20 protein-coding genes are annotated in these 23,363 nt (G+C 32.5%); 17 read left to right on the top strand and 3 right to left on the bottom strand.

The genetic code is table 11. The features are described 5' to 3' along the window. The first annotated feature begins 83 nt into the window (after positions 1–83). The 9 genes from RBH29_RS14975 to RBH29_RS14935 all read left to right on the top strand — a co-directional run bounded on the left by RBH29_RS14975 (position 84) and on the right by RBH29_RS14935 (position 9,337). Positions 84–590: a YceD family protein gene (locus RBH29_RS14975; protein WP_306697744.1), complete on the top strand. Its 507-nt coding sequence runs from the start codon at positions 84–86 to the stop codon at positions 588–590. Positions 591–636: 46 nt separating this feature from the next. Next, on the top strand, positions 637–837 hold the full coding sequence (gene rpmF, locus RBH29_RS14970; RefSeq protein WP_306697743.1) for a 50S ribosomal protein L32: 201 nt from the start codon (positions 637–639) through the stop codon (positions 835–837). 149 nt (positions 838–986) lie between these two features. Then, positions 987–2,303, top strand: coding sequence for a DUF512 domain-containing protein (locus tag RBH29_RS14965; RefSeq protein ID WP_306697742.1), 1,317 nt, complete (start codon positions 987–989; stop codon positions 2,301–2,303). Between the two features lie 120 nt (positions 2,304–2,423). Next, entirely contained in the window at positions 2,424–3,746 is a 1,323-nt protein-coding gene (gene der, locus RBH29_RS14960; RefSeq protein ID WP_306697741.1) for a ribosome biogenesis GTPase Der, read from the top strand. Positions 3,747–3,750: 4 nt separating this feature from the next. Continuing rightward, entirely contained in the window at positions 3,751–4,365 is a 615-nt protein-coding gene (gene plsY, locus RBH29_RS14955) for a glycerol-3-phosphate 1-O-acyltransferase PlsY (RefSeq protein ID WP_306697740.1), read from the top strand. 28 nt (positions 4,366–4,393) lie between these two features. Continuing rightward, entirely contained in the window at positions 4,394–5,392 is a 999-nt protein-coding gene (locus tag RBH29_RS14950; RefSeq protein ID WP_306697739.1) for an NAD(P)H-dependent glycerol-3-phosphate dehydrogenase, read from the top strand. 319 nt (positions 5,393–5,711) lie between these two features. Continuing rightward, complete coding sequence (spoIVA, locus tag RBH29_RS14945) at positions 5,712–7,190, top strand: stage IV sporulation protein A (RefSeq protein WP_306697738.1); 1,479 nt, start codon at positions 5,712–5,714, stop codon at positions 7,188–7,190. Positions 7,191–7,427: 237 nt separating this feature from the next. Beyond that, a complete protein-coding gene (locus RBH29_RS14940; RefSeq protein ID WP_306697737.1) occupies positions 7,428–8,837 on the top strand; it encodes an extracellular solute-binding protein in 1,410 nt (469 codons plus the stop codon). Positions 8,838–9,040: 203 nt separating this feature from the next. Further along, on the top strand, positions 9,041–9,337 hold the full coding sequence (locus tag RBH29_RS14935) for a hypothetical protein (RefSeq protein ID WP_306697736.1): 297 nt from the start codon (positions 9,041–9,043) through the stop codon (positions 9,335–9,337). Positions 9,338–9,341: 4 nt separating this feature from the next. On the opposite strand, the gene RBH29_RS14930 is transcribed toward RBH29_RS14935, so the two are convergent. Then, positions 9,342–9,554, bottom strand: coding sequence for a hypothetical protein (locus tag RBH29_RS14930; protein ID WP_306697735.1), 213 nt, complete (start codon positions 9,552–9,554; stop codon positions 9,342–9,344). A 329-nt stretch (positions 9,555–9,883) separates the two neighbouring features. Between RBH29_RS14930 and RBH29_RS14925 the strand changes: the two genes are divergently transcribed. Both RBH29_RS14925 and ytvI read left to right on the top strand, forming a co-directional pair. Continuing rightward, positions 9,884–12,262, top strand: coding sequence for an endonuclease MutS2 (locus RBH29_RS14925; RefSeq protein WP_306697734.1), 2,379 nt, complete (start codon positions 9,884–9,886; stop codon positions 12,260–12,262). Positions 12,263–12,346: 84 nt separating this feature from the next. Continuing rightward, a complete protein-coding gene (gene ytvI / locus RBH29_RS14920) occupies positions 12,347–13,435 on the top strand; it encodes a sporulation integral membrane protein YtvI (RefSeq protein ID WP_306697733.1) in 1,089 nt (362 codons plus the stop codon). A gap of 18 nt (positions 13,436–13,453) precedes the next feature. Here ytvI and RBH29_RS14915 read toward each other — a convergent pair whose 3' ends face one another. Beyond that, a complete protein-coding gene (locus tag RBH29_RS14915; RefSeq protein ID WP_306697732.1) occupies positions 13,454–14,239 on the bottom strand; it encodes an AraC family transcriptional regulator in 786 nt (261 codons plus the stop codon). Between the two features lie 450 nt (positions 14,240–14,689). On the opposite strand from RBH29_RS14915, the gene RBH29_RS14910 reads away from it, so the two are divergent. Then, entirely contained in the window at positions 14,690–15,898 is a 1,209-nt protein-coding gene (locus tag RBH29_RS14910; RefSeq protein ID WP_306697731.1) for a leucine-rich repeat protein, read from the top strand. Between the two features lie 137 nt (positions 15,899–16,035). On the opposite strand, the gene RBH29_RS14905 is transcribed toward RBH29_RS14910, so the two are convergent. After that, the gene (locus tag RBH29_RS14905; protein ID WP_306697730.1) at positions 16,036–16,566 is read right to left on the bottom strand and encodes a hypothetical protein; all 531 of its coding nucleotides are present in this window, start codon (positions 16,564–16,566) and stop codon (positions 16,036–16,038) included. A gap of 227 nt (positions 16,567–16,793) precedes the next feature. Between RBH29_RS14905 and RBH29_RS14900 the strand changes: the two genes are divergently transcribed. The 5 genes from RBH29_RS14900 (at position 16,794) to RBH29_RS14880 (ending at position 23,079) form a co-directional block, all read left to right on the top strand. Continuing rightward, positions 16,794–20,582, top strand: a complete 3,789-nt coding sequence (locus RBH29_RS14900) for an endo-1,4-beta-xylanase (RefSeq protein WP_306697729.1) — start codon at positions 16,794–16,796, stop codon at positions 20,580–20,582. A gap of 204 nt (positions 20,583–20,786) precedes the next feature. Beyond that, on the top strand, positions 20,787–21,941 hold the full coding sequence (locus RBH29_RS14895; protein ID WP_306697728.1) for an S-layer homology domain-containing protein: 1,155 nt from the start codon (positions 20,787–20,789) through the stop codon (positions 21,939–21,941). A 206-nt stretch (positions 21,942–22,147) separates the two neighbouring features. Beyond that, positions 22,148–22,546 carry an IS200/IS605 family transposase gene (gene tnpA, locus RBH29_RS14890; RefSeq protein WP_306697727.1) on the top strand — a complete coding sequence of 133 codons (399 nt, stop codon included), beginning with the start codon at positions 22,148–22,150 and terminating at the stop codon, positions 22,544–22,546. A 13-nt stretch (positions 22,547–22,559) separates the two neighbouring features. Next, positions 22,560–22,865 (top strand): hypothetical protein, encoded by a 306-nt coding sequence (locus tag RBH29_RS14885; protein WP_306697726.1) that lies wholly within the window; start codon positions 22,560–22,562, stop codon positions 22,863–22,865. A 1-nt stretch (position 22,866) separates the two neighbouring features. After that, positions 22,867–23,079 carry a hypothetical protein gene (locus tag RBH29_RS14880; protein ID WP_306697725.1) on the top strand — a complete coding sequence of 71 codons (213 nt, stop codon included), beginning with the start codon at positions 22,867–22,869 and terminating at the stop codon, positions 23,077–23,079. Positions 23,080–23,363 lie beyond the last annotated feature (284 nt).

Raw genomic sequence — 23,363 nt, 5'->3', positions numbered from 1 at the left:
AATTCATGAGAGGACAGCAAATTTTCTTGACATGTGATGCATTTGTTAGTATAATATTTTCTGTCGGTTTATGAGGTGACGCTATGAAATTTGATGTAAGTAGTATATTAAAACTTGATGGTGCTCAATTACCAATTGAAATAAATCAGGTGATAGAGGGCTTAGATACTATTTCAGATGAAGTAAGTTTTGAATTACCTGTTAGTTTTAAAGGAACCATTTTAAATATTGGTGGAGTTTTAAATCTTAAGGGTGAGTTTAATGCCACTTATAAGACGGTGTGTTCAAGATGTTTAAAGGGTATTGAAGCTGAAATGAGTATAGATGTTAGAGAAGATTTTTTTGAAGAGGGAAAAAGTGAAGAAGAAGCTTATACATATACAGGCAAGTATGTTGAGCTTGAAAAAGTCTTTAGGGACAATATAGTATTAAACCTTCCAACAAAGCAGGTGTGCAGTAAACAGTGCAAAGGACTCTGTCCTGACTGTGGCACTAATCTTAATGAGAAAACTTGTGACTGTAAAGATGATGAAATAGATTCTCGTTTGGAAGTTTTAAAAAATTATTTTAAAAATCAAGAAGACAATTAATTTTATGTACAAGTGCCTATTGTATGATTATGAGGAGGTGTAATAAATGGCTGTACCAAAGCGTAAATGGTCCAAGGCTAGAACAGGTAAGAGAAGAGCTAACTGGAAGATATCAGCACCCAACTTGGTAGAATGTCCGCATTGTCACGAATTAAAACTACTTCACAGGGTATGCAAAGAGTGTGGACACTACACAGTAAAACGCAAAGGTGAAAAGAAATCAATTGAGGTTATCAACGTTGAATAGAAAGAAAGCAGCAGACGAAACTGCTGCTTTTTTCTTAAGTTAAGAAGTCTTGGAGCGAAGCGAAAGACTAAATATCGAAGGGGCTCGATGCCCCGAGATTTTTTTAAGAAGTCTAATAGTTGTTTTAACTCGTTAAGGAGAGATTGTTTTTGAGAAAAAAATCTGTGTCCATTAAAGATGTTTCAGAAGAAAGCATTGCTAAGGAACTGGGTATTGTAAAGGGAGATAAGCTGTTATCTATAAATGGAAATGAAATAAACGATATATTTGAATACAGATTTTTGACAACAAGCCCTGAAGTTATATTGGAAATACAAAAAGAAAACGGTGAAATATGGGAAATTGAAGTTGAAAAAGATGAGTATGAGGATTTAGGCATTGAGTTTGAAGATTTAATGTTAGATGATACAAAAAGTTGCAAAAATAAGTGTATATTTTGTTTTATAGATCAAATGCCTAAGGGGATGAGAGAAACTCTTTACTTTAAAGACGATGATACTAGGCTTTCTTTTTTTATGGGAAATTATGTTACACTTACAAATGTAGATTACAATGATATAAAAAGAATTATCAAATATAAAATGTCTCCTATTAATGTTTCTGTACATACGACAAACCCAGATTTAAGGGTTTTTATGCTTAATAATAAGACAGCAGGAGATGTTATGAGAAAAATAAAGATGTTGGTTGATGAAGGGGTAGAGGTTAATTGCCAGATAGTTTTGTGCAGGGGAATAAATGATAGAGAAGAACTAGATAGAACTATAAGTGAACTAGGGAGTCTATATCCCGGTCTAAAGAGTATATCAGTTGTTCCAGTGGGAATTACAAAGTATAGAGAAAGTTTGTATCAGTTAAAACCTTATGACAGTAGTTCTTCTATTGAAGTTATAAATCAGGTTGAAAGTTGGCAGATGAAGTTTTGGGAAAAATATCGTTCCAGAATTGTGTATCTGGCAGATGAATTTTACATTATGGCTGGTGTAGATATGCCATCATATGAAAGTTATGAGGATTTTTTGCAGATTGAAAATGGTGTAGGTCTTGTATCTGTCATGATGAATGAATTTTATACCTATTTAAAAGAAATTAATATTGCTTTAAAAAACACCAGAAGAATAAGTATAGCCACAGGAGTATCTCCTTATAAATATATAAAGAAAATGACTGATGTTTTAGAAAGTAAATATAGCAATTTAAGTATAGATGTTTATAAAATAAAAAATGATTTTTTTGGAAACAATGTAACTGTAACTGGACTTATTACAGCTAAGGATTTGATAAATCAACTTTCAGGGAAAGAACTTGGAGAAGAGTTATTAATATCAAGGTCTATGCTAAGGTCAGGAGAAGATGTATTTTTAGATGATTATAGTTTAGAAACGTTAGAAAAAAAACTTGGTATTAAGATAACAGCTGTTGAAAACAACGGAAAAGATTTTATTGATAAAGTGTTTGGGGTATAATTATAATGAGATTAAAAGATGTTTTGTAATTTGTAGATATAATCGGGAGAGAACTATTGGGTTCTCTGGTGAGCTTTTTAAGTGAATGTATAGTAATGTTATTTGAGGGAGGTAAAGAAGTTGGCAAAACCTATAGTTGCAGTTGTTGGAAGGCCGAATGTTGGCAAATCAACTTTTTTTAATTATCTGTCTGGAAAAAGGATTTCTATAGTTGAAGATACTCCAGGGGTAACACGGGACAGAATATATGCAGAAGTTGAATGGAGAAGCAGAAATTTCACTCTTATTGATACTGGAGGTATAGAACCTTATACACAGGATAAGATAATGCAGCAGATGAAAAATCAGGCGGATATAGCTATTGAAACAGCTGATGTTATTATATTTTTGGTAGATTTAAAAGCTGGTGTTACTTCATCAGATAAGGAAGTAGCTTATATGCTAAGAAAAACAAAGAAGCCTGTTATTTTAGCAGTAAACAAAGTTGATAATGTAGGAGAACCTCCACCGGGAGCGTATGAGTTTTATAACTTAGGACTTGGTGAAATTATGCCTATATCTTCAATTCATGGTCTGGGTATGGGGGATTTATTAGATGAAGTGTATAAGAATTTTCCCGAAGAGCAGGAAGAAGATATTGACGAGGAAATTATTAAAGTTGCTGTAATTGGAAAGCCTAATGTGGGAAAATCTTCTCTTATAAATAAAATAACTGGGGAGGAAAGAGTTATTGTAAGTGATATTCCCGGTACAACAAGAGATGCTATAGATACATATGTCCAAAACGAAAAGGGTAAATTTGTATTTATAGATACTGCGGGAATCAGAAGAAAGAGCAAAATTCACGAAAATATAGAAAAGTACAGTACTATTAGGTCGTGGACTGCTGTTGAAAGAGCAGATGTATGTGTTATTATGATAGATGCACAGGAAGGAGTTACAGAACAGGATACAAAAATAGCTGGTTATGCCCACGAACAGGGAAAGGCATCAGTGGTTGTAGTTAACAAATGGGATTTACCTGATAAGGAAACGGGAACTTTAGAAGAATATAGTAATAGGGTTCGTAATAAGCTAGGTTTTATGCTGTATGTACCTGTTTTGTTTATATCAGCAAAGACAGGATTGAGAATAAATAAAATATATGATTTAATCAAATATGTTTCTGATCAGGCAGCACTTAGAATATCTACAGGAGTTTTAAATGATATTTTAAATGAAGCTGTTGCAATGGTGCAACCTCCTTCAGATAAGGGTAAAAGGCTGAAAATATACTATATAACCCAATCTTCTGTAAAACCGCCAACTTTTATTCTTTTTATAAATAGAGTAGAACTTATGCACTATTCATATCAAAGATATTTAGAAAATCAACTGAGGAAAAGTTTTGGATTTGAAGGAACTCCTTTGAGGTTTAAATTAAGGCAAAAGGAGAGGGAGTGATTTTGTGGTTATAGGAATTATTTTAGCTTTAATAATAGGTTATCTTCTTGGCAGTGTAAATACATCTTTAGTTATAGGTAAGTTTTATAAAGTGGATGTAAGAAAACACGGAAGTGGAAATGCAGGTATGACAAATACATTAAGGACTCTTGGAAAACTTCCTGCGGCACTTGTTATTGCAGGAGATATCTTAAAGGGTGTTTTAGCGTGTATAATTGGGAGTGTTATATTTCTCAATACAACAGAAGCAAATGACAGTATTGGACTTATGGCCGGTGGTCTAGGTGCAATATTAGGTCACAACTGGCCACTGTACTTTGGTTTTAAAGGTGGAAAAGGTGTTCTAACAACATTTGCAGTTATTATGATGATGGGACCTTTAATTGGACTTATACTGTTATCGGTTTTTGCTATAATAGTTTTGATAACAAGATATGTTTCGTTAGGATCAATAATAGGAGCGAGTCTTTTTCCAGCAGTTGCGTTTTTAATGGGAAATGAAACTATTTTTATTATATTTGCAGGTATAATAGGTTTACTTGTTATTATAAGGCATAAAACTAACATTGAAAGACTTATAAATAAAGAAGAGTCAAAATTAGGTGCAAAAAAAGCATAAAAAGCTTTTAGGCAGGGAGGTTTTATAAATGAACAAAAATATATCTATGATAGGTGCAGGAAGTTGGGGTACTGCACTTGCAATTCTTCTTGCAAAGTCAGGTTATAAGGTTAAAATGTGGTCTTGTTTTGACGATGAAAGAGAAATGATAAATAACTTAAAGGAACATAAAGAAAAGCTTCCGGGGATAAAAATTCCTGATGGAGTATTGTGCACAGGTGATATAAAAGAAGCTTTGAGTGGTTCTGATATGGTGGTAATGGTTGTTCCATCTCATACCATAAGGGAAAATGCTAAAAAAATATCAAGTTACATAAAGAATGAAACCATTATTGTAAATTGTTCTAAGGGAATTGAAACTCAAACAGGTTTGAGATTATCCCAAGCAATTAAAGAGGAAATACCTAATGCTAATTTAGTTACTTTGTCAGGTCCAAGTCATGCAGAGGAAGTAGCAAAAGGTATACCAACTACAGTAGTGGCAGCGTCTGAGAATGTGAATGCAGCAGAACTTGTACAGGATGTTTTTATGACTCCTTTATTTAGAGTGTATACAAACCCTGACATTATAGGTGTGGAAATTGGAGGGGCTTTAAAAAACGTTATTGCATTATGTGCTGGTATTTCAGATGGTTTAGGTTTTGGAGACAATACAAAGGCTGCCTTGATGACAAGGGGATTGGCTGAAATATCAAGGCTTGGAATTTCTATGGGAGCTAATCCACAAACTTTTGCAGGGCTTTCAGGTATAGGGGATCTTATTGTGACATGTACCAGCATGCACAGCAGAAATAGAAGAGCTGGAATACTTATAGGCCAAGGGAAAGCTCCTCAAAAAGCCATGGAAGAAGTAAAAATGGTGGTAGAGGGAGTTACAACTACAAAAGCTGCATACAAGCTTGCTAAAAGGAAAAATGTAACCATGCCTATAACATTTGAGGCATATGAAGTTTTGTTTAATGGAAAAGATGCAAAAAGTGCAGTAAATGATTTGATGATGAGAAATAAAAAAGATGAAGTATTCTAAGGCATTACATATATAAAAGAGAGGTTGTAGGAGGCACTAAAAAGTGTCTTCTATTTTTTTTGTCCTTTTTGTAATAATAAAAGGATATGCACATATATTTATATTGATAAGGGTACTAGTACTTAAACCTTAAGTTGCTTTTTGAATTTTACTTAAAGTACATATGAAATATTGCTTCCAATTTTTTATCTAAATCAATTAGGGTTAGATGAAGTTTAAGAATCTATAGGGGAAGTTATTATTTCATTATTCTTAAGTTTTAGGTGGAAGATTAGCTGGCTTTGACAGGTTAAAATAAAAGTAAGGGGGGTTCTAAGGGTTGGAAAAGTATAATATATACCAGCAAATATCGGAAAGAACGCAGGGTGACATATATGTAGGGGTTGTAGGTCCTGTTAGAACTGGAAAGTCCACATTTATTAAAAGATTTATGGACTTGTTGGTTATACCTAATATTGAAAATGAGTATTCAAAGGGAAGAGCAAAAGATGAATTGCCTCAGAGTGCTTCAGGACGTACAATAATGACTACTGAACCAAAATTTGTTCCAAATGAAGCAGTGGAAATTTCACTTGATGAAAATGTGAATTTCAAGGTGAGGCTAGTTGATTGCGTAGGTTATATGGTTAAGGGAGCAATAGGTCATATGGAAAATGATGCTCCGAGAATGGTATCTACTCCTTGGTTTGAAGACCAAATTCCATTTGTTGAAGCTGCTGAAATTGGTACAAAAAAGGTTATAAATGAACACTCTACAATAGGATTGGTAATGACAACAGATGGAAGCATAACTGACATTGATAGGGAAGACTATATAGAAGCAGAAGAGCGGGTTATAAATGAACTAAAAGAGATAAACAAGCCCTTTGTAGTTCTTTTAAACTCAGTAAACCCAACAGATAGCGAAACGGAAATCTTAAGGCAGGAACTTGAGCAAAAATATGGTGTTCCCGTAATAGCAACAAATTGTGCACAGCTTAAGATAGAGGACTTAAACAGCATAATGGAAGGGATACTACTTGAGTTTCCTATTAGAGAAATTGGCATTAACATTCCAAAATGGATAGAGTCTTTAGAAGATGATTACTGGCTTAAAGTTGATATGATTAACGCTGTAAAAGATGTATTCGGAGGAATTAAAAGAATACGTGAAATAAAAGGGGTTATGAGTAAGTTTGACCAGTATGAGTTTATTAAAAAAGTCTATATTGACAATATAAGTCTTGGAAGTGGGAATGCACTAATAGAGGTTAATGTTGAAGACGGATTGTTTTATCGAGTCTTAAGTGAGATGACAGAAATTGAAATAAGTGGTGAACATAAGCTCATAAGTCTTATGAAAGATTTGGCTAGGATGAAAAAAGAATATGACAAGATTGAATTTGCACTTCATGAAGTAAAATTAAAAGGTTATGGAATAGTAACACCACAAATTACTGAACTGTCCTTAGAAGAGCCTGAAATAGTAAAGCAGGGCAGCAGGTTTGGAGTAAAACTTAGAGCAAGTGCACCGTCCATACATATGATAAGGGCTGATATTGAAACTGAAATAGCACCTTTAGTGGGGACAGAAAAGCAGTCTGAAGAGCTTGTAAATTACCTCTTAAAAGAGTTTGAAGGAGAGCCTGAAAAATTATGGCAGTCCAACATATTTGGGAAATCACTTCATGAACTTGTAAGTGAAGGTCTTCAAAACAAATTAGGTAGAATGCCAGAAGATGCTCAGTTAAAATTGCAAGAAACTCTTCAGAAAATAATTAATGAAGGAAGTGGAGGCCTTATTTGCATAATACTTTAATATAAAAATGAACTTAAGGCATTGTCATATTAAATGGCAGTGCCTTTTTTAAAATAAATCTTCAGGTGGAGTTGAATCTCCATCTGAAGTCTCTATGTTTAACTTTAGTTTCTGGAATATTGTTCTTCACATTTAATATATACACCCAATAACATTTACCCTGTTGTTTTTTTAAAAATAAAGTATATAATATTATTTGTTGGACATTTAAATTTTAATGAAGGGGGCAATTAAATAATGCTAAAAAAGTTAATTTCATTTTTATTGATTGGAATTTTAATTTTTAGTTTTGTAGCATGTGAAAGTGATAACGAAATGGAAAATGATGAAGATAGTGGGGAAGATTCTTTAAAAATAGAGGAAGATACAACTCTTGAAGTTTGGATTATGCCAAATAGTGAACGTCCACAAAAAGATTTTATGGACTTGATAAACCCTTTTTTAAGTGAAAATTCCCATATTGAAGTTAATACAACGGTGATTGATTGGAACCAAGCTTTTTCAAAAATAACTGATGTCTGCTCAAGAGGTGAAATGCCTGATGTCATACAGCTTGATATGGAATGGGTGGCTGCTATATCATCCTTAGATACTTTATTTGATATGTCTGATATGGTTGATACAGATACTTTTATAGAGGCTTCTCTACAAACAACAGGTATAAAAGGCGAAGAAGCAATGACAGCAATGCCTTGGTTTTTGGAGACAAAAGCTCTTTTTTACAGAAAAGATGCATGTGAAAAGGCAGAAGTGGATCCAGAAAAGGATTTTGCAACGTGGAATAGTTTTAAGGAATCATTAAAAAAACTTAATAAACTAGAAATTGAGGATAAAGAACTACCTGCATTAGGAGAACCAGGGGGAAATGATTTAAAAGTTACAGATAATTTTTCATGGTGGATTTATAGTGCAGGGGGCAGTTTTTTAAATTATAATGGTACTAAATCAGACTTTAATAGTTCAGAAGCATTAGAAGGTATAAAGTTTTACACTGAACTTGCTTTAGAAGGTTTAATTGATGAGACTTCTTTAGAAAAAAATTATGAAGAAGTGGAAAAAATGTTTATAGAAGGTGAATATGCTACTGCATTTTTAGATTCATCGGTTATAAATAAGCTTGAAAAACTTGTAGATGAAGAAGGCGAGGATGATGAAGATGATGAAGAAAACGGAGAAGGTTCTTTAATTGAAAATATTGGAGTAGCTATGGTGCCAGCAGGATCTGAAGGCAGAGTTTCGTTTTTAGGAGGAAGCAGCTTGGCGATATCAAAGTCATCAGAAAATATAGATGCGGCAATTGAGCTGTTAAATTACTTGTCAAGTGAAGAGGCTCAACTTGAATATGCTAAAGTTACAGGTAAGATGCCAGTTTCAGAAGATGCATATGACGATTTCTTTACAGAACATCCCATGCGCCGTGTATTTAAAGAACAGATGGAGTATGCAAAGGCATACCCGTCAGTACCAGAATGGGGGCCTGTGAAAACTTGTTTAAATGATGCCTTTAAAAGAATATGGGACAATGTTATAAATGACGAATACAGTGCATACAACTTTGGAATAACAAGAAATATTGTTGAGGAAACAGAAGAGTTGATAAATAATGTAGTGTTTGGCTATGAGAACATAGAGGAATCTTTAGAGTAATTTAAGATACGAATTATACATCAAGGGAACCAGGTGGTTCCCTTTCAAAGTATGAGGTCTTAGAACAAAGAGAAAGATTTAACATTTAAGAGTCTCTGTTCCTTGAAATTTTATTTACTGAGTCCTTGGGAAATAGTTTGATAATTATACAGTATATTATTAAAATAAGTATAGTAGTTAAGCTTATAAAGGGGCGATATAACTTGAATTACGACTTGAGCATATCATATTCAATTGCAGTTTTTTTTATAGTTTTATTTGCAGCTTCTGTATTAAATTTAATAAGACAGCATTATATTTTCCAAATTACAGGTATAGCTTTTTTGTTTTTGTATTCCATAATAAGAACCACAATTATGATTAAGAATAATGGAGGTATAGTTTTTAATGATGTATATTTTACTATACTTCCAGCACTCTCAGCAATTGGGGCATGTTTTGTTGGAATGGCTTTAGGATTTTGGGTATTTCCACTTATAAGAAAAAGGTTTAAAAACTAATTACTTACTGGAGCATATACATAAAACTTGTTATATTTTCATGGAGTAAATCTAAATCTAGACGTCCTTCTTCAGCGTCTTTATATAGGTCTAAATATGCATCAAGAGCTCTTTTAAGATGCAGTTTTTTATCAATTGGCCAATCTTGACTTTGCTTGTAATCTTTTATATCGTCTATATAATCTTTTATTAGTTCTAATTTCCTTTCATCTGTCATTTATCTTCCTCCATTGAATATAATTTATTTATTGGGTTCTTTATATATTAATTAAGGTGCTTTTTTTTATTTTATTTATACAATACAAAATTAACCATTTGTCATGAAATTTATAAGGAATGCCTTAGAAATAATGCCCTATTTTAAAGGACAAAATCCCGATAATTTAAAGTGTTTTGGGCGATGAGAATAGGATTTTATTTCTTAAACACTACTAAATGGTATGAGAAAAAATAAATAAGTTGTAGTTTATCTCTTTTATGGTTTTAAATTTATGCTATAATAATTTGAAGAATGTAAAAAATGTATAGATAAAAGAGGTATTATTTATGAATGAGAAAACTATTAGAATATTAGAGTTTGATAAAATAATAAATAAACTGGTAAGTTTGGCTTCATCTAACCTTGGAAAGGATTTGGCAAAAGAATTGATGCCTGACAGTAGCTTTAGCGTGGTAAGAGAGGCTTTGAAGGAAACTTCTGATGGAGTGACTTTTATTTTAAGAAAAGGAGGACCTCCTTTAGGTGGAATTCGTGATATAAAAGATAGCATAAAGAGGGCGGAAGTAGGTTCTGTATTAAATCCAGGTGAGTTTTTAAAAATATCCGGGGTTTTAAGGGCTGTGAGGAATATGAAAAATTATTCTTCTAATGACAGAATTGAAATAGAAGATGATAATGTAGTAAAAGAACTCATAAGCCTTTTAGAGCCTAATAAATCACTAGAGGATATAATAAATAGGTCAATTGTAAGTGAGGAAGAAGTGGCTGACACGGCAAGCACTACATTAAATAGTATAAGAAAACAGATAAAAAATGCTAAAGAATCTATAAAAAATAAATTAAATGAAATTATAAGATCTTCAAAACATAAGAAGTATATGCAGGAATCAATAGTTACAATGAGAGGTGACAGGTATGTTGTTCCTGTAAAACAGGAATACAGGAGCGAAATTCCAGGACTTATACATGATTCCTCAGCTAGTGGTGCTACAATTTTTGTAGAACCAATGGCGGTTGTTGAAGCAAATAATAATATAAGAGAGCTAAGAATTAAAGAAAGAGCTGAAATAGAAAGGATATTAAGAGAGCTGACAGAACATGTAGCAAAAATGGAAACAGGTTTAAAGTCTAATGTATCTCTTTTGGCAAAATTGGATTTTATATTTGCAAAGGCAAAACTGAGCTTTGACTACAAATGCATATGTCCTAAAATTAATGATGAGCATAAAATTGTTATAAAAAAAGGACGGCATCCGCTACTTGATGTTAAATCTGTGGTACCAATAGATTTCTGGATAGGACAGGATTTTGATACACTGGTTGTAACAGGACCTAATACAGGGGGAAAAACTGTTAGTTTAAAGACAGTAGGGCTTTTTACACTTATGATGCAGGCAGGCCTTCATATTCCAGCTAATGAAGGAACATGCCTCAGCGTTTTTAATAAAATTTATGCAGATATTGGAGATGAGCAAAGCATTGAACAGAGCCTTAGCACTTTTTCATCCCATATGAAAAATATTGTAAACATATTAGACAGTATTGATGATAATTCTCTTGTTTTGTTTGATGAATTAGGGGCAGGAACAGATCCCACAGAAGGGGCAGCTCTAGCAATGTCAATACTTGAAAACATAAGAAATAAAGGATGTATTACTGTTGCTACCACACATTACAGTCAGCTTAAAGTGTATGCTCTCACTACAAATTATGTGGAAAATGCCTGTTGTGAGTTTAATGTGGAAACATTAAAGCCAACGTACAGACTATTAATAGGAGTGCCTGGAAAGAGTAATGCCTTTGCTATATCAAAAAGATTAGGACTTAGAGAAGGGGTTATTGAAAGGGCAAAAGAATTTTTAACAAGAGAAGATATTAAATTTGAAGATATGCTACAGTCAATTGAGAAAAATTTAAACAAAACAGAAAGCGAAAAGCAAATAGCTCAAAAGTACAGACTTGAGGCAGAGAAACTTAAAAAGGAAATTGAAGAAAAGAGGGAAAAGATAAAAGAAAGCAGAGAAAAACTAATAAAAGAGGCAAGAGAAGAGTCTAGAAGGATTCTTAATAATTCAAAGAGGGAAGCAGAAGAAATAATCTCACAGATGAAGCAGCTTGAAAAAGAAAGTCAAAACGATTTAAGGCAAAAAAAAGCTGAAGATATGAGATTAAAACTTAAAAATAAAGTTGACAATATTGAAGAGAACCTTTCAAGTGAATTGGTTAAAAAGAATAAATCATCTAAGCCTCCTGAAAATTTAAAACCTGGAGATGCAGTTTTAATTGTGAGTCTTAATAAAAAGGGAACTGTAGTTGCACCTCCTGACAAGGAGGGTGAGGTGTTAGTGCAGGCTGGAATAATGAAAATAAATGTTCATATATCAAGTTTGAAGAAGGTGGATGAACAAAAAAGCCATATAGAAAAATCGGGAATGAGCAGAATAGGAAAATCAAAAGCTAAAAATATTTCCAAAGAAATAGACATTAGAGGTTATAATTTAGATGAGGCAATAGACAGAGTTGATAAATATTTAGATGATGCAATTATTGCAGGGCTACAGGAGGTTTCAATAATACATGGTAAGGGAACAGGAGTATTGAGAAGTGGAATTCAAAAACACTTAAGGTCTAATCCACGTTTAAAATCCTTCAGATTAGGCAAGTATGGAGAAGGGGAGTCGGGAGTGACAGTTGTTGAGCTGTAAACAAGCTAATAGAGAACTTCTTTAGCAAAAACTAAACAACCAAGCTTTAAGTGAAGTTTTAGAATAAGATAAAGGTGCGATTTTATGCAAATGACTAAAAATGCCAAATTGGCTGTTATCACAGTTGGGATTTTTATAGCAACAATATTGGGGATTTTTTTAATTTTAAAAGTTTCTATTTACTTAGCACCATTTATTATAGCTTTTGCTATATCTACTTCTATTGAGCCTATAGTAAGAACTTTAATGAAACGCACTAAAATGTCTAGAAAGGCTTCTGCAACAATAACTGTACTCTCGGTTGTCACTGTTGCAATAGCAATTTTAATTTTATTAACAATAAGATTATATAAGGAAGCTGCAAGTTTGTCTGAAATACTGCCTAAATATTTGGACGATATATATGAGAATCTAAATAATCTTAATGAAAAGTTTTTGAGTTTTTACACGGCTCTTCCTAAAGAATTAACTATAAGCATGGAAAACATATTTAAAAACTTTACAGACATACTTACAACTTTTTTGAATTCTTTGATTAGAGGTATTTTAAATGTCGCTGCTTTAGTTCCTCAAGCTTTTATATTTTTATTTGCAACAATTCTATCCACCTATTTTCTCTCAAGTGACAGAACAAAAATATTTAATTTTGTTAAAAAGAACCTACCTCGTGACTGGATGGATATTTTATTAAGAATAAAAAAAGATATATTTATAACATTGTGGGGATATATAAGAGCTCAAATAATACTGGTGATGGTGACTTTTTTTCAACTTTCTGTTGGATTTGTAATTATAGGAATAAAGCATTCTGTTTTATTAGCTTTTATTATGTCACTGCTTGATATATTTCCTATTGTTGGTCCTGGCAGTGTTATGATACCTTGGGCAATATATGAATTTTTTATTGGGAATTTAAAAAGATCTGTTATGGTTTTAATTTTATATGGAACAATTTTAACGGTAAGGCAGTTAATTGAACCTAAAATTTTATCATCACAAATAGGATTACATCCATTGGTCGCTTTAATGTCTCTATATATTGGGTTTTTAGTATTTGGATACTTAGGATTGATAATTGGTCCAATAACTGTTTTGCTTTTTAAAAATATATTTTCGTCTGTTATTTTAAAAAAGAGAAGCCTTAGAGAATTTATAGCTCAGACAAAGCTTTAATATGGTTATAAATAGTGGTTATTGTTTTTTTAGAACAAAAGAAGGAGGGTATCCCCTTTGTTTTTTAAACTGCTTACTAAAATAAAATATATCGTTAAAACCACAGAGATGGGCAGCTTCACTTACAGAATAACCACCTGTACATAAAAGGTTTTCAGATGTATTTATTCGTATCATATTAAGGTATTCTTTTAAAGAGCAGTTATTGTATTTTTTAAATAAAGCTCCTAAATAAACTGGATTTAAATTCACCATTTCTGACAGAGTTTTAATTGAAATATTTTGATTGTAGTTTGAAAGAATGTAATTTTTAATTTGTTGTATACGTTGGTCTACAACAATTTGTGATTTTTTATAATATTTTATCTCCAGTATTTTGTGTAAGATAAGCATGAAAATAGCTCTTGATTTTATTACGTAGCCAAATTTTTTTTCAAGCCAGACATTCTCTAGTTCTTTATATAAATGCATTAAATCGTTAAAAGTCCCAGTGTTAAATTTTGTTTGCAGAGGAAAATCTACATTGTCAGGAAAAAGCCAATTAAAATTAATGGAGTAACATTGAACAGGTTCATTTTCATATGTATATGCTTCTCGAACAGAGCCTTCTGGTACATAAATGAAATCACCGTGTTTTAGAGTGTATTCAACATCATTAACTATATATGTTGCCTTTCCACTATACACAAAAGTTAAATCATTAAAATCTATTAAACTTTTTTCTACTTTCCAAGAAGGTGTTAATTTTCTGTTAACAAAATATTCAATTGAAGGAACAAGATTATCAAGGTGGTTGTTTGACATAAAATAAACCTCATTTAATTATATTGTTAATTTAATGATATAAAATTATTTGTGCTTTATCAAGTATTATATTTATATGCTATGTGCAATTTTCACTAAAAATTGAATAAGTATATAATAATTAAATGAAAAAATTGTTGGCATATTGAAAAAAATGTGATATATTTTAAGTTAGTTATATTTGTGATTAATAGAATAAATTAAAAAGTGCAAAACATTATAAAATAATTCTGTCAACTAGATTATATATAAGTCACGAAATTATTAGACAGATATCAATGGGAAAAGAGTTTTTGGTGACAGTGTATACACTTTTTAAAAACAATACCAGAAATTTTTCTGGAATATAAATAGAGAATGATAATTCCCATTTATTTATTGGGGATTTGATTTATATGGCACTGACATTTAATGTCGTGTACAAATATATTATTTCAAGGGGGAAGAATAATGTCAAAAAACAAAGTAATATCATGGAGTTTAGTATTTATCTTTTCAGTCTTAACAGTTTTTCAAATCTCAATTCCAGTTAGAGGTCAATCAGATTTTGAGTATGAAATTACAGATGATGAGGTAACGATAACTGATTATTTGGGCACAAGTAGTGAAGTTGTGATACCAAATAGTATAGAAGAGTATCCTGTTACTACTATAGGGAAATGGGCATTTAGTGACAATAATCTAAGTGAAGTAGTTATTCCAGATAATGTTGTTACTATGGAGAGGAATGCATTTAGTGATAATAAACTAAGTGAAGTAGTTATTCCAGATAATATTGTTACTATAGAGAGAAGTGCATTTAGTGATAACAAATTAACAGAAATAAGCATTGGAAAAGGCGTTACTACTATAGGAACTTGGGCATTTAGTGACAATAATCTAAGTGAAGTGAACATTCCGGATAATGTTATTGATATAGAGAGGAATGCGTTTAGCAGGAATGAACTAACAGAACTAAGCATTGGAAAAGGCGTTACTACTATAGGAACTTGGGCATTTAGTGATAATAAACTAAGTGAAGTAGTTATTCCAGATAATATTGTTACTATAGAGAGAAGTGCATTTAGTGATAACAAATTAACAGAAATAAGCATTGGAAAAGGCGTTACTACTATAGGGGAATGGGCATTTAGTGACAATAATCTAAGTGAAGTGAACATTCCGGATAATGTTATTGATATAAAGAGAAATGCGTTTAGCAGGAATGAACTAACAGAAATAAGCATTGGAAAAGGCGTTACTACTATAGGAACTTGGGCATTTAGTGATAATAAACTAACAGAAATAAGCATTGGAAAAGGTGTTACTACTATAGGAACTTGGGCATTTTCAAATAATCAATCCAATCCGTCTGATTTAACAATAAAGGGTTACGAAGATTCTGAAGCACACATATATGCACTAGAAAATGAACATACTTTTAAAAAACTTAGTAAAACGGAAACCGAAGGTGATTTTCTATACGGAGATGTAAACGGTGATGGTATAATTGATAGTACTGACGCAGCACTTTTAACAAGATATATTTTAAACATTATAGATGAATTTTCAAATGAAAAGGGACATATGGCTGCAGATATTAATCAGGATGGAAAAATTGACAGTATAGATTATACTTTATTAAGTAGACACATATTAGGTGTAATTAATGAGTTTTAGTAACTGATTAATAATAACATTTTTTCATCTAAAATTTAGCTGAGAGTTGATAATACAATTTTTCATTTTATAAATCTTCAGGTGGAGTTGAATCTCCGTCTGAAGTATCGATGTTTAGCTTTAGCTAAACGAGTTCACTACCGATATGCTAGAAAAAAATCTACCTCTTGCTCAACTACAGTACCATTAAAAGGACTTACGGTAAAGTACCGTATATCTTCACCTTCAATATCTAATCTATAATAATACAGCCCCTTATTTACATAAAATTTCCATGATCTTTTACCAGAGAGAATATTATTTTCACCTGAAATCATTACAAAATCATAATTAATGTTATCATCTATTGAAACTTTTTCTTCTATTAAAGCTTTACCATCATCATATGTATAGGCAGGAGCTGATGTAAATAAAAAGACTGGTATTAAGATGGTGATTATTAATACTATAGAAGCTCTAAGGCGAAATTTACTCATTAAATGTCCTTTAAACAAAATTCTGTACCAGCTATAAATATTCACACCAATAGCAGGAGGTAGAAAAGATGGATAATAAATTCCTATATATAAATTTATCACCTTATATACCAAAAGAATTTGCACAATGCTTATAATGATTATAAAAATAAATAAGGAAATTTTAAAAAATTTCTTTTCTTTAAGTGACATATTATAACCCCTTTGCTTTTATATGATAATATAATGTACTATATATTATATATTGCATTACAGTAATTTGCAATGTGTCTAATTATGACCTATATAAATGTGTGAAAAATCTTTATTTTTTACAAACAAGCTTTAATTTTTCCATTCCAATAAGAAAGCTCAAATATTACTATTATAATGAGGGAATTTTTACATTCCCACAAAAAAATTATTAGGGGGGCACAAAAGTGATTAAAAAGCTAGGAATTCTTATTGCAGTATTATTGGTACTAAACACCTTGCTACCAGTTGGATTGACAGACGTTTTGGCTGAAGACGAACAACTGGAAGAAGTGACTGAACCTGTAGATGAAGAGGTTGAGTCAGATGAAGTGGCTGAATCAGAAGAGGAAGCATTTGAACCAGTTGAAATGGAAACGTTGGTTTATGATTTTGAAGATGGAACCACACAGGACTGGGGTCCAAGAGGTGATGTAGATGTAGAAGCTGTGACAGAAGAGGCTTATGAAGGAGAATATAGCCTTAAGACAACAGGAAGAGAAGATACATGGCAAGGACCTGCTTTAAATGCATTAAACATATTAGAAAAAGATGTGTCTTATGAAATCTCCTGTTACGTAAAACTAGCTGAGGAGCCTGATGAGACAAGAGAAGTAAAAATTTCAATGGAATATGATGTAGTCGGAGAAGACACAAATTGGGCTACTATAGGAGAAGTGAATATATCTGATACTGAATGGACAAAAATTTCTGGAAACTATCAGTTTAATGACGAAATGGATAGTTTAACCCTTTATATTGAGAGTTCAGATCCAGAAGAGGTTTTTTATATAGACAATTTTGAAATTCAAATGCCGCTAGATGAGTCAGGTTTGAGCACTGATTTTGAAGATGGAACTGAACAGGGCTGGAGAGCAAGAATAGGTTCTGAAAACATTGAAGTAACAGATGAAGATTCCTATAGCGGGGAGTACAGTTTATTTGTTACAGATAGAGAAGAAACTTATGAAGGTCCTACAATTTATGCACTTGATAGAATGGAGAGAGGCGGTAATCATAATATCTCTGTTTGGATAAAGTTGGCTTCTAGTGAAGAACCAGCAGAAGTTGCACTGTCAGTGCAGGTACAAGAGGATGGAGAAGAAGATTATATTACTGTTGCAAGTGGAGAGGTTACAGCAGATGAATGGACATTATTACAGGGAGATTATTTATTAGGATATGCAGTTGAAAGCTTAGATGTATATGTGGAAACATGGGGTGACTCTCTTGCTTCATTTTACATTGATGATTTTAGTTTAGAGCCTCCTAAAGGTGGCATCCAATTAGATATTCCTTCTGTATATGATGTTTACGAAGAATACTTTACAATTGGAACAGCAGTTGAACCTGCTCACTTAGAAGGAGATATAGGCGGACTTGTAGAGAAACACTTTAACAGTATTGTTGCGGAAAACAGAATGAAGCCTGAGTATACAGCTCCTAGCGAAGGAGAGTATTATTGGGAAGAGGCGGATATTATAGCGGATTATGCTAGAGAACATGATATGGAATTGAGATATCATACTCTTGTTTGGCATTCTCAAATGGCTGAGTGGTTCTTCTTAGATGAAGAAGGTAATCCTATGGTAGATGAAACAGATCCTGAAAAAAGAGAAGCTAATAAAGAACTACTTCTTCAAAGAATGGAAGATTACATACGTGAGGTTGTAAGAAGATATGGAGATGTTGTTAAGGACTGGGATGTTGTTAATGAAGTTATTGAGCCAGGAGAGCCTAATGGTATGCGTAAAAGTGACTGGTATCTAATAGCTGGAACCGACTTTATAAAAGAAGCATTCCGTATAACAAGAGATGAATTAGACCAAAATGGATGGACTGATGCAAGACTTTACATTAATGACTATAACACTCATAATGCAACAAAAAGAGATTTCCTATATGATTTAGTTGTGGAAATGCTTGAAGAAGATGTTCCAATAGATGGTGTAGGACACCAGACCCATGTAAATATTGAACAGCCTTCTTTAAGTTTAATAATGGAATCTATATACAAGTTTGCTGACCTTGGTCTTGACAATCAGGTAACAGAACTTGATGTTAGTGTATACAATGATGACAGTCTTTCTTATGATGAAATACCTGAAGACGTTTTAGTAATTCAAGGACACAGATACAAGCAGTTATTTGATGCTTTCAGGGAAAATGCAGATATAATAAGTAATGTAACTATATGGGGAGTTTATGATGGACAGTCATGGTTGAATTATTTCTTCCAAGAAAGAGATGACGCTCCACTTCTATTTGATAGAGATTTACAGGCTAAACATGCTTATTGGGGCATAGTTGATCCAGACAATCTTCCAACATTATTACAAAACATGAGTACTTCAAGAGGAACACCGGAAATTAATGGTGAAACTGAATTGTTGTGGGATGTTATCAATTATACCTCTATTGGTTCAAGTGATGAGTTTAAGGGATCAATAAAAACTCTTTGGGATGAAGACAATCTATATCTTTTCATTGAGGTTATAGATGAATCATTCAATGAGGATGACATGGTAGAGATATTTATTGGTGAAGATGAAAAGGTTGTGTTTAACAGAAGTGGAGAAGCTTCTGAAGATGTTGAATTTGTTTTAGATGAAATTGATGGCGGTTATATGATAGAAGCAGCTGTCCCAATTGATGGACTTGATATAGGAGATCAAATACTATTTGATGTTCGCTATACAGATGCTGAAACAGGAGCAGTTCTTTCATGGAATGATGTGTCCCATGGACAGGATGAAAGCAGAGAAGATCTTGGAACAATTTCTCTTGTAGAAGAAGTTCGTGTTACAGATGCAGTATATGGAACGCCTGTAATCAATGCAGAGATGGATGAGATATGGGAAGATGCAAATGTGATATCTACTGACAGATTTGTAATAGGAACAGAAGGATCTACTGCAGAGCTAAGGACTATGTGGGATGAAGACAAACTCTACATTTACTCAGAAGTTACTGACAGTTTATTAAGTAAGGAAAGTAGCGATGCATATCAAGAGGACTCTGTTGAGATATTTATAGATCAGTATAATGATAAAACTGAAACTTATGGACCAGATGATGCACAATATCGTGTAAATTTTGACAACGAAGTATCTTTTGGAGAAAATGCTTCAGAAGAATATATAGAGTCTGCCACAGCTATTACAGATTATGGTTATATTGTTGAATTAGCAATTGACTTGCATTTAATTGAGCCTGAAGTTGGCCAAAGCATTGGATTTGATTTCCAGGTTAATAATGATGAAGATGGTGACGGAAGCAGAGATACTGTAAGTATATGGAATGACACAAGTGGTAACTCATATATGGATCCATCTGGTTTAGGGGTTCTTACATTTGCCGACAGACAGGAAGAAGAACCTGAGCCTGTAGTTGAAACACAAGTAGAATTAAAAGGTTCAAGTATAACTACTTTGGATGAAGGTGAATATACAGTTTCATGTAAATTAAAAGCCGCAGAAGATGCTTATGCAGAGGATATTATATTGGACTTTGACGAAGAAGTATTTGAATTTGTAAAAGCTGAACCTGCTACTGATGGTATAGAAATTATCGATGTTATTACTGAGGAAGAGGGCGAAGTAAGAGTTATCGTTATAAATGAAGGTGGAATTAGTGGAGATATTGATTTAATTGATTTTACATTTGAACCAAAGGCTATAGAAGCCGATGCATATGTTGATTTTTCAGTAAGTGTGGAAGTTGGCAAAGCTCCTTCAGGAGAGGTTGAAAATCTTCATGATGTATTGGAGTCAGTTAGAGTAGCAGTTACAGATCCAGCAGATGTTAATAAGGATGGCGTTATAAATACTGGAGATCTAGCAATTGTTGTTTACCACTATGGTAAAGACACAGACAGTTCTGACTGGGAAGAGGCAAAAATAGCTGATGTAAACAATGATGGTGTTATAGATATACTTGATATATCTTATGTAGCAAGCAGAATAGTTGAAGAATAAAATATGTTTTAGGGGGAAGAGTGGAAATAGTCTTCTCCCACTATTTGTTTTGATTTGCAGTCTTAGAGAAGGTGAAAGACTTGAAAGAATTATAGGCAAAGGGGCTTTATGCCCCGAAGCTTTTATTTTAGAAATGTTAAAAACAAATGGCGGGAAGAGCTATGTACTAACCTTTATTATGTGTTTTGATTGAAGGGAGATATTATGGTTATTAAAAATGCTTTTAAGTTTATCTTAATAGGGATAATTTTATTGAATATGTTTTTACCTGCTTATGCAAATACAGAAGATCCAGCTAACTTTTTTATTGAAGCTGAAAAAGATGAAGTAGAGGTTGGAAACGAGTTTACTGTAAACCTACATGGAAAAGATATAAAAGATATCTATGCATTTGAAATTAGTATGTTTTTTGATTCAGAAAAATTAGAATTGACAGAGGCAGAAAAAACAAACCAAGGTTATTCTAGCCTTAGGATGGTAGAAGATGGACATGCTGAGTTTATATTCACAAGAATAGGTGATGTTAATCCTTTACATGGAGATGTCAATCTTTGTGAAATTAATTTTAAAATGCTCCAATCCTCAAAAGCAAGTATAGAATTAGAATCAATTAGAATTGTTGAAAGTGAAATTGTTGGGGCTAAAGCAGGAGATATAGACTCATTTGATACAACTTATTCTTTTGATGATTTAAAAATATCTGTGCAAGGAATTCCAAAGTCGGAAGAAAAAGAATCATCATCTCCTGGTGTTGGTATTCCAAGGGATGATGAAGATACAGATGACGAGGATGATGAAATAAAAGAAGATTCTGAAGAAATTCCAGGTGGAATTGCCTTTACTGACATTGATGATCACTGGTCAAAAGAATTTGCATTAAAGCTTGTTGATTTGGGAGTGTTAACTGGATATCCAGATAATACATTAAGACCAGATCAGAAAATAACAAGAGCAGAAGGTGTAGTTTTGCTTGTAAACACTTTAGAATTAGATTTTTCAGATGGTGAAATAAGCTTTGATGATGCAGAGCTAATTCCTGAATGGTGCGAAGATCATGTGAAAGTTGCTACAGATAAAAAGATATTAACTGGATATGAGGACAATACGTTTAGACCATTTAATAATTTAACTAGGGCGGAAATGGTTGTTTTAGTAATGAATGCTTTTGGATATGAAAAGGTAGAGTTTGACCAATCTGATTTTGCTGATGGAGAAATGATACCTAGCTGGGCAGCTGATTTTATTGCTGGTGCAGTGAATGAAGGCATAGTTACAGGATATCCTGACAATACTTTTAGACCTAGCAGGGAAGTTACAAGGGGAGAGGTTTTTGCACTAATTGCAAATTGTATAGAGTAAATTTGATACTTTTAAATAAAAAAGCTGTCCTTCTGGGGCAGTTTTTTTAATGGCTAAGAAAGTGCATTGCTTTCTGGCATCAAAAAAGTCTACCGAAAGGCTTTGCTTTAAAGGATTACGCTAGCCTTAAATCGGCGAAGCCGACTTTTTTAATTAATTCGTTAGTATATATTGCAAACATACGAATTATCTGATATAATCTTTTCATGGAAAATAATTATAGAAGAACTGCTACAACGGTATCATTAATTAATTATCATTTTGTTTTTTGCCCAAGATACCGGAGGAAGATATTTTTAATAAAAGGTGTAGAAGATAGATTTAATAAACTGGTTAATCAAATATGCAAAGAATTGAATATTAGTATAATTGCATTAAAATGTGATAAAGACCATGTACATATGTTTCTTAACTGTCTACCAACACTAAGTCCATCAGATATTATAGCAAAAATAAAGAGAACTACAAGCAAGACATTAAGAGAAGAATTTAAACAACTTTGTAGAATGCCAAGTTTATGGACTAGAAGTTATTTTGTATCTACTGATGGTGAAGTGTGTAATGAAACCATTAAAAAATATGTAGAAAATCAAAAAAAGAGGTAATGAGAGGTGTATTGTGTCTAAAGTTAAGAAAAATATAATGGTTGTTAAATGTGATAATTGTGGCAAAGAAAATAGAATAAAAAAGAATAATTTAAGGGAAAAAGCAATTGAGGCTATAAATAACAATGTTGGTTGTTATTGTAGTAAATGTAGTAGTATTAACCGAAACGAAAAACAAAAATTCTCTTATGAAATAATGATTGGAGAGCCGTTTACAGTATATCCTAAAAAAGTTGATGTAGAACATATTAAAGGAGTAAATAGAGCTAAGAATATATTAGAACGTGGATTGCAACAATTAAAACAGGAAGGTAAGTAAAATGGGTAAAACTACTACAGGTAATTTTGTTGTACAATTTAGGTTAATAGCAGAGCCATTTCAGATAGATGTTTTAAATAAACGTATGGAAATCGGTAGGAAGATATATAATTCTATTATTACTATAGTTGGCAAGCAATATAGAGAAATGATAAAAACAAACCAATATCGAAACATAAAAGCAGAGTTAAAGGATTCCCTCCCCAAAAAATAAACAATGAAACTGGCGAAGTTAAGAATCATATTGGCAAAGGGGATATCGGTCTTGATAATAAGTTAAAATCATATGGGAAAGAACTTGTTAAAATTAATACTTATAAAGCAAAGGCAAGCCAGTATAATCATGATACGGCAGATTATAAGAAAAAGAAATTGTCTCAAAGATGGGCAGTTATAGAGGGATATATAATTTTATATGAAAGGTTGTAAAGCGAGGGACGCTGTGTTCCTCGCTTTAACATATACATCCAAAAACAAATTCAAACTTGCATTTATTTA

Source organism: Herbivorax alkaliphila, assembly GCF_030848475.1.
Classification (GTDB): domain Bacteria; phylum Bacillota; class Clostridia; order Acetivibrionales; family Acetivibrionaceae; genus Herbivorax.
The sequence above is the reverse complement of the archived record's forward strand: the minus strand, read 5'-3'. Positions and strand labels throughout refer to the sequence as shown.

Excerpts from the sequence above, each read along its gene's own strand:
- RBH29_RS14975 (WP_306697744.1), top strand. The coding sequence starts at position 84 with ATGAAATTTGATGTAAGTAGTATATTAAAACTTGATGGTGCTCAATTA.
- rpmF (WP_306697743.1), top strand. The coding sequence starts at position 637 with ATGGCTGTACCAAAGCGTAAATGGTCCAAGGCTAGAACAGGTAAGAGA.
- RBH29_RS14950 (WP_306697739.1), top strand. The coding sequence starts at position 4,394 with ATGAACAAAAATATATCTATGATAGGTGCAGGAAGTTGGGGTACTGCA.
- RBH29_RS14940 (WP_306697737.1), top strand. The coding sequence starts at position 7,428 with ATGCTAAAAAAGTTAATTTCATTTTTATTGATTGGAATTTTAATTTTT.
- RBH29_RS14930 (WP_306697735.1), bottom strand. The coding sequence starts at position 9,554 with ATGACAGATGAAAGGAAATTAGAACTAATAAAAGATTATATAGACGAT.
- RBH29_RS14925 (WP_306697734.1), top strand. The coding sequence starts at position 9,884 with ATGAATGAGAAAACTATTAGAATATTAGAGTTTGATAAAATAATAAAT.
- ytvI (WP_306697733.1), top strand. The coding sequence starts at position 12,347 with ATGCAAATGACTAAAAATGCCAAATTGGCTGTTATCACAGTTGGGATT.
- RBH29_RS14915 (WP_306697732.1), bottom strand. The coding sequence starts at position 14,239 with ATGTCAAACAACCACCTTGATAATCTTGTTCCTTCAATTGAATATTTT.
- RBH29_RS14910 (WP_306697731.1), top strand. The coding sequence starts at position 14,690 with ATGTCAAAAAACAAAGTAATATCATGGAGTTTAGTATTTATCTTTTCA.
- RBH29_RS14905 (WP_306697730.1), bottom strand. The coding sequence starts at position 16,566 with ATGTCACTTAAAGAAAAGAAATTTTTTAAAATTTCCTTATTTATTTTT.
- RBH29_RS14895 (WP_306697728.1), top strand. The coding sequence starts at position 20,787 with ATGGTTATTAAAAATGCTTTTAAGTTTATCTTAATAGGGATAATTTTA.
- tnpA (WP_306697727.1), top strand. The coding sequence starts at position 22,148 with ATGGAAAATAATTATAGAAGAACTGCTACAACGGTATCATTAATTAAT.
- RBH29_RS14880 (WP_306697725.1), top strand. The coding sequence starts at position 22,867 with ATGGGTAAAACTACTACAGGTAATTTTGTTGTACAATTTAGGTTAATA.